Below are 12,057 nucleotides of genomic sequence, written 5' to 3'. Positions count from 1 at the left end.
AAATTGAAATATTTTAAAATAAAATTCTTAAAATAAATTTTTTAAAATTAAAAAATATTTAGCATAGATTTTTATCCGCACTAAATATTAAAATAATTATTTTGCTTCATACCAGTTGTTGCCGTAAGAAGCATCTGCTTTTAATTTAACCTGCATATTAGCTGAAGATTCCATTAATTCTTTAACTATTTTTTCTAATTCTTCCCTGTCATCTTTATGCACATCGAATATTAATTCGTCATGAACTTGCAATAATAATTTTGCTCTTAGCTTGCTTTCTTTTAAATAGTTAGCAACTTTTACCATAGCAATTTTTATAATGTCTGCTGCACTTCCTTGTATTGGTGTATTCATGGCAATACGGCTATTTAAGTTTACTATCATTTTATTTTTATTGTTTATTTCTGGTAAATACCTACGACGAGAAAATAAAGTTTCTACGTAATTATTCTCTTTTGCAAATTGCACTATCTCGTCCATGTAGTTTTTAACACCAGAAAATGTTTCTAAATATTTTTCTATAAATTCTTTGGCTCTTTTTCTACTAATCCCTAAATTATTAGACAGACCAAAATCTGAAATACCATAAACTATTCCAAAGTTTACAGCCTTAGCTTCACGACGCATATTTTCTGTAACTTCTTCCAGTGCTACATTATTCACTTGACTTGCTGTTTTTGTATGTATATCTTCATCATTATTAAAGGCTTCTATCATAACTTTGTCATTTGCTATATGGGCTAAAACTCTTAATTCTATTTGCGAGTAGTCTATGGCTAAAATAAGATTATCAGCACTAGATGGTACAAAGGCACGACGAATTTTTTTCCCATCTTCTATTCTGATTGGAATATTTTGCAAGTTTGGATTGATAGATGATAAGCGTCCAGTTTGAGCCAGCGTTTGTTCATAGATAGTATGAATTTTACCCTCTCTACTTATATCCTTAATCAACCCTTTGGCATAGGTAGAATTTAATTTAGTAATTGTTCGATACTCCATAATAAGTGGAACAATTGGGTGTTTATTTTCTAAAAATTCAAGGACTTCAATAGAAGTCGAATAACCTGTTTTCGTTTTTTTCACAGCTGGCAAACCTAAATTTTCAAAAAGAACCATACCTAATTGTTTTGGCGAAGAAATATTAAATTCACTACCTGCTAGGGCATAAATAGAATATTCTAAATCTTCTGTTCGCTTATCCAAATCATAACTTATAAGCTCCAACTCTTTTTTATTGACATGTATTCCTTCAAATTCCATATCAGCTAAAACTTTAGATGTTGGTATTTCTATATCATGATAAAGAGAAAGCATATTTTGCTCATTTAGTAAATTTTCCAATACAGGTTTTAATTCAAAATTATATCTAACTATCTTGGCTAAGTAATTTTCAAAAATTTCTTTTGGAGGGACTGAACGTTTTACCCCCTTGCCATAAATTTCTTCATCACTTTCTAAAATTTTTCCTAAATAGTGATTTACTATCTTATCTAATTTGCCAGCAAGGGTTACATCTACCAAGTAGCTAGCTATCCTTGCATCGAATATGGTTCCCCTTATTTCTATTCCATAAAATTTTGCGTGATAGGCAACTTTTTTAAAATCAAAAATATTTTTGCTTTCTTCTGAAGATAGATAAGAAACTACATTTTTATTAGTAAAAAAATCTTCTTTAGCAAATAGGTAGATACTATTATCTGAGTAAACAGCAAGGGATAAAACATCGCTATTATGGTAGTCATCTGTATAGCATTCTAAGTGAATAGCTGAATTTTTTAAATTTAAGTCTGTCTTAGCGTCAGAATAAATAATTTTTAAGTTTACTTCTTCTTTTTTTGCTGGAGGCTTTTCTAATTTTTTTAGAAAGGAGCTGAACTCTAATTTTTTATATAAATTTGTTTTTTTATCAATATCTTCCGTAAAAGTTAAGTCTGAAATTTCACGCTTTATAGGTACCTGTGTATAAATGGTTGCCAATTTTTTACTAAGAATGGCACTATCCTTGCCATTTTCTAATCTCTCTTTTAATTTTTTCCCATTTATCTTATCAATATTATTTAAGACTTCTTCTAGGCTACCGTATTCAGACAATAATTTAATTGCAGTTTTTTCTCCGATACCTTCAATTCCTGGTATATTATCCGACTTGTCCCCCATTAAGCCTTTCATATCTATTATTTGCAAAGGGCTTAGCCCGTATTTTTTATTAATAAAGGCGGGTGTGTAATAATCAAGTTCTGTAACCCCTCGCTTAGTATAATAAATTGTAATCTTGTCACTTGCTAATTGTGTTAAATCCTTATCTCCTGACACTACTATTACATCATGACCCAAGGCTTGCGATTTTTTTGCATAAGTTCCTATAATATCGTCCGCCTCATATTCAGCATCTTCTTCATATTTTATTCCGTAACTATCCAAAAGTTCTCGAACATAGTCAAATTGCTCTACTAGTTCGCTAGGAGTTTTATCTCGTGTTCCCTTGTAATCTGAATAAGTTTGATGACGGAAGGTAGCCTTGCCCTTATCAAATGCAACCAAAGCAAAATCAGGTTTAACATCTGCCAATAACTTTTCTAGCATTAAAGCAAATCCGTAAACAGCGTTTGTATATAAAGCCTTTTTATTTTTTAAAAGTGGCATGGCGTGAAAGGCACGATAAGTTAAACTATTACCATCTAATAACATAATTTTTGACATAAATAATCCTCAATTTTCTCTATAATCATTAACATTATAACACAAAAACTACTCGCTTCATAAAATATAAGTTGAACTAGTAACTTATAAAATTTTAATTTCTATAATAAATAAAAATTTCCTGACATAAAATTTTCAAAATAAGATTTTAAAATAAAAAATTAATTATAAATATTATAAATTTTCTTAACTGCAAATATTTTTTATAAAAATAAAAAACCTGATAAAATTATCAGGTCTTAATGTATATCTCGTTTTTTAAAGTTAGCTCCACTAACTTCTGCAATATTCCCCATAGAAAGAAAGGCATTTTTATCTATACTTGTAACTATTTCTTTTAAAATTGATTCTTCTATACGAGTGATAACACAAAAAACAACTTTAGTCTTATCACCACTATAACCACCCTCTGCTATAAGTAATGTAACACCCCTACCTAATTGTTTCTGTATGGCCTTACTAATAGCGTCATAGTCTTTAGAAATAATCATAACTGATTTAGAATCGTTTAATCCTTCAATAACCGTATCCATAACTTTTGAAGCTATGAAATAACTTATCATTGAATAAAGGGCTGCTTCCCAACCAAAAATAAAACCAGAAATAATAAATATCCCTACATTAATAACTAAAACCATCTCTCCAACAGAAATTGGTAATTTTCTTGTAATAAAAATAGAAAACATCTCACTGCCGTCTAATGTTCCACCGCTACGAATAACTAAGCCAACGCCAATACCCAGTATTATCCCTCCAAAAACACAAGCTAAAAATGGATTTGTTACCAAAGGGGGGTAAGGGTGGAATAAGCTTGTTGATATAGATAGAGCTACCACACCGAAAATAGAAGCCAGTGTAAATTGTAAACCTATTTGTTTATAGCCTAAATACAAAAATGGAATGTTTAAAATAAATATAAAGATACCTAAGGGGATTTTTATATAGTGATAAGCAATAATAGATAAACCTACTACCCCACCATCTAAAATATTATTAGGTATTAAGAAAAATTCTAGTCCCGCCGCAAAAATTATAGAACCTATTAATACTACAAAATATTTTTTCAAATAATTTAATTTTGACAATTAAATTCTCCTTTCAAAAATTGTGATATTTATATAGTAACATAATAGTAAATATATTTAAATTAATAGGTGTTACTAAACATTTTAAAGTTATATAATAGTTTTTATCCTTTATTTTATATTTTTTATTTCAAACCTTTACTTTCCCCTAAAATTAGATTGAATAATATTTACTGCTTTTCTTAAAAAAGACTTTGGTAAAAATTTTACACTTGTAACTAAAATTTTATTTTGCAAACCAGGTAAAATTATAACTTTCTTACTAGACATAAATTTATCATAAGCATAATTTACAACTTCACTAGCTTCTTGCATTTTTACTCCACTGAAATTCACATCGGCATTTTTTTCAAAATTAGTTTTCGTAGGTCCTGGACATAGGGCTGATATTTTTATATTAAATTTGGTCAGTTCTTCAGCTAAAGCTTCTGTAAAACTTAAAACAAAGGCTTTACTTGCATAGTAAACACTCATTTTTGGCCCTGGCATAAAGCTAGCAACCGAAGCAAGATTTAAAATTTTTCCACTATTTTTATCAATCATTTCATTTAGGAAATAATGCGTCATTTGAACCAAACTTCTAACATTCAAATCTATCATATTTGTTTGTTTATCCAAATCACTATCTTTAAAATCTCCGAAATCTCCAAAACCTGCATTATTAATTAAGATTTCTACTCTTAAATTATTTTCTTTACAATATTCATAAACTTCTTTTGCCGCTGAATTTTTTGATAAATCTTTTACTAAAATAAAGACTCTAATATTATATTTTTTTTCTAAATAATTTTTTATTTCTAATAATTTATTTTCACTTCTTGCTACTAATAATAAATTATAAGTTTCCTTTGCATACTTGTAAGCAAACTCTTTCCCTAAACCTAATGATGCTCCAGTTATTAATACTATTTTTGTCATAATCTTCTCCTTAAAAATTTATTATTAAATTTTACTATATTTTAAATTAAAAATATACTTAAAATATTTGTATTATTTGTTTGCAAATTTTTAATAGTCTTATTTTTGAAAATAAAAAAGACAACCTTTCGATTATCTTTTTTAAGTTCATAAAATTTAATAATTAAACAAAAAGACACTTAGTTAATTTCCTTAATGTCTTTTTAGCTATCTTTACCAATTATTAAAGCCACCATTTTTTATTATTTTTGGATAATCTACAAATGACATACTTAAATCTAGTCTCCCAGGTACTCCGGCAGCAGAACCATCTGAAGTATATTGATGCATTCCATATGAAGAAGCAACATAAGTGTTAGGATCTTGAGTCCAGTGAGCTACCCAGCGATTATACTTATTTAAGTCGTTTGACATACTATTAAACCAATTTCTAGAGGCGTATACTCCACCTAAGTAACCATTTTCCTTGTAAATATCTATATGAGTTTTTATTATATTTTCTCTTCCTTGCCAAGAATTTGCTGGGTGATGTGAACCTTGTTTTTCTTTCCAATAATCAGCATCCTCCATATCAACAAATATTGGGTATTCTGGCTTATAGTTTTTAATTGTATTTAGAAACATATTTGCTTCAGCTTTAGCCTGCTCTTCATTAAGAGCGTAAGAGTACCAATAAAATCCAAATGGAATACCTTCTTTTAAGGCTGCGTTGGCATATTCTCTAAATTTTCTATCTTCTCTTACTGTTCCAAAACCAGCACGAATTATTAGCCCATCAACTTCATGTTTTAATTTTGAAAAATCTATATCAAGATTATGTTCGCTTATATCTGCTATTTTTTTAGGGGTAAATTTGTAGCTGATATTTTCTTTATTAACTTTGTTGTCTATGTAGTCTACATGGTAGCCGTCTGATGGCAAACTACTTGTTAGCATTGCTCCATTTACTCCTAGGTAGTAGTCTCCTATCCACTTGTTTTTTGCTAGGCTTCCGTCTGCTTCTAAATAATACCATTTTCCATTTTCTTGATGCCAGCCTGTTTGTTTTGTTTTGTTTGCTAGCCACTTACCATTTTCATCTACATAGTAGCCGTCTGGTGTCCAACTACTTGTTAGCATTGCTCCATTTGCTCCTAGGTAGTAGTCTCCTATCCACTTGCTTTTTGCTAGGCTTCCGTCTGCTTCTAAATAATACCATTTTCCATTTTCTTGATGCCAGCCTGTTTGTTTTGTTTTGTTTGCTAGCCACTTGCCTCTGTAGTCTACATAGTAGCCGTCTGGTGTCCAACTACTTGTTAGCATTGCTCCATTTACTCCTAGGTAGTAGTCTCCTATCCACTTGTTTTTTGCTAGGCTGCCGTCTGCTTCTAAATAGTACCATTTGCCATTTTCTTGATGCCAGCCTGTTTGTTTTGTTTTGTTTGCTAGCCACTTACCACTGTAATCTACATAGTAGCCGTCTGGTGTCCAACTACTTGTTAGCATCGCTCCATTTGCTCCTAGGTAGTAGTCTCCTATCCACTTGTTTTTTGCTAGGTTGCCGTCTGCTTCTAAATAGTACCATTTGCCATTTTCTTGATACCAGCCTGTTTGTTTGGCTTTGTTGGGAACCCACTTACCATTTTCATCTACATAGTAGCCGTCTGGTGTCCAACTACTTGTTAGCATCGCTCCATTTGCTCCTAGGTAGTAGTCTCCTATCCACTTGTTTTTTGCTAGGCTGCCGTCTGCTTCTAAATAGTACCATTTGCCATTTTCTTGATACCAGCCTAGACTTTGTGCTGATGCTATTTTTTCTTCCACTACTTGATTTACTATTAATGGACTAGTCATTACTGCTAGCATCATCAATATTTTTTTTGTCTTATTTCTTTTCATTTTTTCTCTCCACAAGATATTTTTTTATATTCTTTATGCTAGATTATTCTAACATATATTTTCTTTATTTATAATATCTGTAGAGTTTCTTTTTTATTACTTTTTGGTTACAAAAATAAATAATAAGTAAAATTTTTTTAATTTATGTCTTGGTTTTTTTGTAAACTTCTAATGCTTTTTTACCATAAAAATTACTGAATTTATACCAAGTATAAAGATATTCTCCAATTATCTTGCCCTTGTTTTCTTGATTTATTGCCCATAAAAACCAGTAAAATGACATTACAGAAATATAAGCAAAAAAGTGTCCTAACTCTTTGCCACTTGGTTTGTATTCAAGATAATCTGCTATTGTTTTCTCCACTTCTTCTAAATTAAAATCTGAACAAGAAATAAAAGTTCCTAAGTCTAATGCAGGGTCAGCCATTCCAGAATATTCCCAATCTATCAGATACATTTTATCTTCTTTATCAATTATAAAATTTGATGGATTCGTGTTGATATTACATAAAGTTTTTTTTGAATCCTTATTTTCTAAATATACTTTTAATTTTGCTATCATATCTTCCATATAAGACATATTATTAAAATCTGTTCTTTTATATTTAGACAAATGTTTTTTTAATTTATCTATTTCATGCCAAATATTAAATTCAAAAGATGTAGTTTCGCTACTATTATGAAGTTTTTTTAATATTTTAATAGCCTTTGATACATGTTCTTTATTCTTATAATCCAGACTTGTTGTGTCATACATAAAATAAGCTAATTTCCAACCTTCTTTTTTATCTACATATATGTATGACTTATCTATTTCCAATTTTTTAGCAATTTCTAAGGTAGCTACTTCACTAGCCCTATTAATATAAAGTTCTGTATCTATATCAGGATGCCTATAAACATAATTTTTCCCTAAAACTTTGAACTTAAATGAAGTATTGGTTGCAGTTGATTGTATAGGTTTTATATTGACTATATCGCTTTCTTTACAATCTAATACTTTGCAAATATTTCTTAAAATATCTGAGTTAGCATTATTAATATATTTTTCATCAAAACTTCTTAAATCTTCTAGTGAATCAAATTCTTTGATATTTGATTTGTCATATTTTCTTATAGATAAATCTAAATCTTTAATGTATCTAATATATAGGTCTTCCCACAATTTTTCTTTTGTAATTGAATACTTATATTCATTATTCAAAATTTCTACAAATTTATCACTAAAATTTTTATCAAAATAAACATGCCCCAACATTGTCCAAGAATCTTTTCCGCCGATAGTTACATCTAAAATTCTATTTTTTTTGTCATAGCTAACACAGTATTCTTCTGTTGAACCAGCTTCAAAAACACAAGAATAATAGGCGTGATATACATATTTTTCAAATGGATTTTCTACAAAATAATTATCTGAAGAACAAATATAGGTATTAGCTAATTTATGAGTTACAAGTTTTAATGATGAGCTATTATTATATCTATTATAGTCTGAATTAATAACTATATTTACATTAAATTTTTCTTCGAGATAAAACATTTTTTCTTTCATGTAACCTACTACTAGAGTAATATCATTTATTCCAACCTCTTGAAGTTGTTTTATCTGTCTTTCTATTAATTTTTCGCCCTTGACTATTAATAATCCTTTGGGACTTTCATAGGATAAGGGAGCAAATCTACTACTCATACCTGCTGCCATAATTACAGCATTTTGAACTTTGTAAGGTTCTAAAGATTTATAACCCTTCTCCGTAATACTTATATCTTCACTTAATAAATTTTCATTTTTTAATTCTGCTATTAAAGAATTTACTTTTCCTAATGATATAGATAACCTTTCTGCAATTTCTCTTTGCGATAAATACTTATTACCATTTTTTTCAATAATATTTAATAAATTAAATTTTGCTTCTTTCAATTTTCTCTCCAATGTTCATTTTTTTATTTTAATATTCCTTATTTGAACATACTATAAAATAATATCACAGTAACTATTATTAGTAAAGAAAAATTAAAAGAAATATGTTTATAAAAAATTTTTTATGATACTAACAAATATAAAAAATTAAAATTGAATTTATTATAAATTTTGACTTTACTATGTAAATTTTTGCTACTGTTTAAACAATAATTTTATGAAAAATAAAAAAGATATAAACTTTTTAAGTTATATCTTCTTGTTTAAAATTTTATAAATTACTAAAAATATATTTTAAATTGTCAACTACTGATAGTAAATATTTACAAATCATTTTAAGATTTATTACAAAAATTTTATATGTAGTCTATTTTTTTATTTTTTAAATAATATTTTTTCCAACTAAAGCCTTTAATTAATCCTAGCAAAGTTCCTAGTCCGTAAGAAAGATGAACTGCAAAAATTAAAAAGGGTAATAGTAAATTTGTCATAGAAAATTCATTCTTTATTATGGCTAAACTGCTTACTAAAATTATGAATAAAAAGTAAATTGAAAATAATATTACTAAAAAAATGCTACTGAAATAGCTAAGTAATAAGGAAGCTATTATGGCTAAAACAAATAATAAGGGAACAAAATGAAATATAGAAAAACATTTAGGATAAACATGGCTAACTTTTCCTATCCAGTCTCCATTAGAATATTTTTGTTTTAACATTCCTTTTAGATTTGGTCTTGTATATTGATAGGATAAAATAGAATTGTTGTAGGCTATCTTATAAGCATTTTTTCTAATTCTATAATGTATTTCATTATCTTCTACCCTGCCAACTAGTTCATCTAGCAAACCTACTTTTTCAAATACTTCTCTTTTGTACATACCCTGAAATACTGAAGAAACATATTTTATTTTATTATCATCGCTTTGTTTGCGATAGTTGGCAATTCCACTACCAAAAATATTTTCTTCTACCAGTAATAAAGTTTTTGAAAAACTATCTTCATTTTCTATTATACTCGGTCTAGGTCCTCCGCAAACTTGCTCACCTGATAAAATAGTTTTAACATTTTCTTCGATAAAATTTTTGCTTATGTGCGAATGACAATCTACTTTTAAAAAACAATCTCCACTAGCATTTTTTATACCAATGTTCATACCCACAGACAATATTTTTTTAGGGTTTTTTAGTAATAAAATATTATTAAATTCATTACTGCTTGCTTTAAATTTTTCTAGTATATTCCAACTATTATCTGACGACATACCATCTATAAAAATTATTTCTATTTTCTTTTTAGGGTATGTTTGGTTTTCTAAATCTTTAATTAATCTCGGTAAATATTTTTCTTCATTTAGTAACCCTATAATTACAGATACTAACATAAGCCACCTCTGTTTTTTCTAAAAAGGATTTGCATTAGAAACTACCTCTTTATTTGTAATATGAAGATAATTTTCTAATTCTTTCTCAATTACTGCTACTTCCTCTTTATATTTTTCTTGCTTATAAATTTGAATATTATTTATTGAAATATCAGGATTAAAATATTTTCTTTTCTTTATATGATTAGTAGAATCTAAATTTAGGTAAGCCTCTATCATTTTTATACTATTATCATAGTTAAAAATTAAGTCTTCAAATTTTATTCTTAAAACCTCATAATTATTTTTTCTTTCATTCTCTCTCATTTCTTTATAATAGCGACAAAATTTATAAACGTCTTCAGGATATAAGACTGGTACCCCATTTTTAACCCATACATATTTGTTCATGATGAAAACATCTCTGGGATCTCTTTCTACTATCACAACCTTAATATCTAAATACTTAGCATAATTATCCAACCTATATACATTGTGAGGCAATAAAAGTTGGTCTAATACTATATCCTTTTCACTATCTTTATTTAATTCCTCTACAAAATCTTCTATAAATTCTCCTGTATATTGATAAAATTTATCCTCTTTTATAAATGTGTACTCTATATCAAATTTATCTAATTTAGGTGGCTTATTAAAAAGTTTTAGACTTCTATTGATTATAGCTCTTTTATAAAGTTTAAAGCCCCTATATTTTTCATTATAGTACCAAACTCCACTAAAACTATCAAATTTAATTTTTTGAATATACTTATCTACTATATCTAAAAAGTTAGCCGATACATATTTTTTATAATTACCAGGCCACCAACCTCTTAAAGAATATAAATCACTAATTTTATTCCTAAAATTTTTAATGGCTTCATCACTTCTAAGAGCATTATTATTTAATAATAACTTATCTTCCAAGTCAAAAACTCCATCTGGCATATGTAAAAATATATATTCATAGTCTGCATTTTTTGTGTTTATCCCCTTATATTCACGCAGTATATCTGTTACTGCAGATGAACCACTTCCCATATAGCCTGTGGGTACAATAATTTTTTTACTCATATTATATCTCCTCAAGTAAATTAATTAAACTTGAAACTTGCTTTTCTAATGTATAATTTTCAACATGACCTAAACAAGATTCTTTTTTGATTAATCTATCTTTCTTATCTTTTTTTAACTCGCTAGCTAAATAATTTATTAACTCTCTATCGTAGTCATTAACAAAACCACACTTACCTAAATTAGATAATTCTTCTACTCCTCCTACATTTGTGCTAACAAATCCAACTCCTAGTGCTAAACCTTCAACAAAAACGGTAGGAAACCCTTCACCTTTTGAAGTCATTAAAATATAGGATGAAGATTTTATATAAGGATATGGATTAGATTTGTAACCTAATAAAATTACTCTATCTTCTAAAGAATTTTCTTTAATAAAATCCTCAACCCAAGACTTTAATTCACCTTCTCCTAATAAATATAATTTTTGTTTTATATCTTTTTTAACTAGTTCTAAGTAGATATTCAATAATCTTTTTATCCCCTTAGCTTCTTCTAATCTTCCTAAAAACAATAAAGAATCTTTTTCATACTCAACTTCTTCTTTAGAATTTTTAATTATATCTGAAAAGTCATAGCCATTATATATTTTTACTACCTTATCTTCATATTCAGGATAAACATCAACTATCGACTGCTGAGTTTTATTTGATATTGCTACTATTCTATCAATATTTTTTAAGGCCTTACCGTATTTTATTTTATTAAATTTTTCTTTTTCATCTAGTAAATTTTCAATACTTCCATGATTCCAGGCAATACTTTTTGTATTTTTATTTATTAAATAAGCAGGATAAAGATAATTAAAGGCTATTTCATAATCATATTTTTTTCGGCATCTAACCCTTTTATATAGATTAGGAACATACTCAAAGAAAAGTCTCTTAAAAAGATATTTTATTCTCCTATCATCAATTTTATTAAGTAGGGGCTTTAATAATCTTGTTTTTTCACCTAGATTAACTTTATGATTATTAAATTTTCCAACTTCTAAGACATCTATGTCGTATTTTTTTTCTAACTCTCTAGTTAGATTAGACAAAATTTTTTCAGCACCGCCACCCTCTCTGGTTGTCCATACTGTAAATAATATTTTTTTCATTTAATGTCCCTT

At 27.9% G+C, this 12,057-nt stretch carries 8 protein-coding genes; all 8 read right to left on the bottom strand.

The genetic code is table 11. The features are described from left to right. Window positions 1-96: 96 nt before the first annotated feature. On the bottom strand, window positions 97-2,703 hold the full coding sequence (gene polA, locus KMP11_RS01595; RefSeq protein ID WP_215756614.1) for a DNA polymerase I: 2,607 nt from the start codon (window positions 2,701-2,703) through the stop codon (window positions 97-99). A gap of 239 nt (window positions 2,704-2,942) precedes the next feature. Next, window positions 2,943-3,788, bottom strand: coding sequence for a YitT family protein (locus tag KMP11_RS01590; protein WP_215756613.1), 846 nt, complete (start codon window positions 3,786-3,788; stop codon window positions 2,943-2,945). Window positions 3,789-3,926: 138 nt separating this feature from the next. Next, entirely contained in the window at window positions 3,927-4,706 is a 780-nt protein-coding gene (locus KMP11_RS01585) for an SDR family NAD(P)-dependent oxidoreductase (RefSeq protein WP_215756612.1), read from the bottom strand. A gap of 213 nt (window positions 4,707-4,919) precedes the next feature. Further along, window positions 4,920-6,584: a GH25 family lysozyme gene (locus tag KMP11_RS01580; protein ID WP_216279985.1), complete on the bottom strand. Its 1,665-nt coding sequence runs from the start codon at window positions 6,582-6,584 to the stop codon at window positions 4,920-4,922. A 142-nt stretch (window positions 6,585-6,726) separates the two neighbouring features. Further along, window positions 6,727-8,505: an NTP transferase domain-containing protein gene (locus KMP11_RS01575; RefSeq protein ID WP_215756907.1), complete on the bottom strand. Its 1,779-nt coding sequence runs from the start codon at window positions 8,503-8,505 to the stop codon at window positions 6,727-6,729. A 356-nt stretch (window positions 8,506-8,861) separates the two neighbouring features. After that, window positions 8,862-9,890: a glycosyltransferase family 2 protein gene (locus KMP11_RS01570; RefSeq protein ID WP_216279984.1), complete on the bottom strand. Its 1,029-nt coding sequence runs from the start codon at window positions 9,888-9,890 to the stop codon at window positions 8,862-8,864. 18 nt (window positions 9,891-9,908) lie between these two features. Then, window positions 9,909-10,943 carry a sulfotransferase family protein gene (locus KMP11_RS01565; protein WP_215756905.1) on the bottom strand — a complete coding sequence of 345 codons (1,035 nt, stop codon included), beginning with the start codon at window positions 10,941-10,943 and terminating at the stop codon, window positions 9,909-9,911. Between the two features lies 1 nt (window position 10,944). Then, window positions 10,945-12,045, bottom strand: a complete 1,101-nt coding sequence (locus KMP11_RS01560; protein ID WP_215756904.1) for a glycosyltransferase — start codon at window positions 12,043-12,045, stop codon at window positions 10,945-10,947. Window positions 12,046-12,057: the final 12 nt, after the last annotated feature.

Source organism: Gemella sp. zg-570 (assembly GCF_018866345.1).
Classification (GTDB): Bacteria; Bacillota; Bacilli; order Staphylococcales; family Gemellaceae; genus Gemelliphila.
The sequence above is the reverse complement of the archived record's forward strand: the minus strand, read 5'-3'. Positions and strand labels throughout refer to the sequence as shown.

Bases quoted from the DNA above. Each gene is read 5' to 3' on its own strand.
- KMP11_RS01560 (WP_215756904.1), bottom strand. From the start codon at position 12,045: ATGAAAAAAATATTATTTACAGTATGGACAACCAGAGAGGGTGGCGGT.
- KMP11_RS01570 (WP_216279984.1), bottom strand. From the start codon at position 9,890: ATGTTAGTATCTGTAATTATAGGGTTACTAAATGAAGAAAAATATTTA.
- KMP11_RS01580 (WP_216279985.1), bottom strand. From the start codon at position 6,584: ATGAAAAGAAATAAGACAAAAAAAATATTGATGATGCTAGCAGTAATG.
- polA (WP_215756614.1), bottom strand. From the start codon at position 2,703: ATGTCAAAAATTATGTTATTAGATGGTAATAGTTTAACTTATCGTGCC.
- KMP11_RS01585 (WP_215756612.1), bottom strand. From the start codon at position 4,706: ATGACAAAAATAGTATTAATAACTGGAGCATCATTAGGTTTAGGGAAA.
- KMP11_RS01565 (WP_215756905.1), bottom strand. From the start codon at position 10,943: ATGAGTAAAAAAATTATTGTACCCACAGGCTATATGGGAAGTGGTTCA.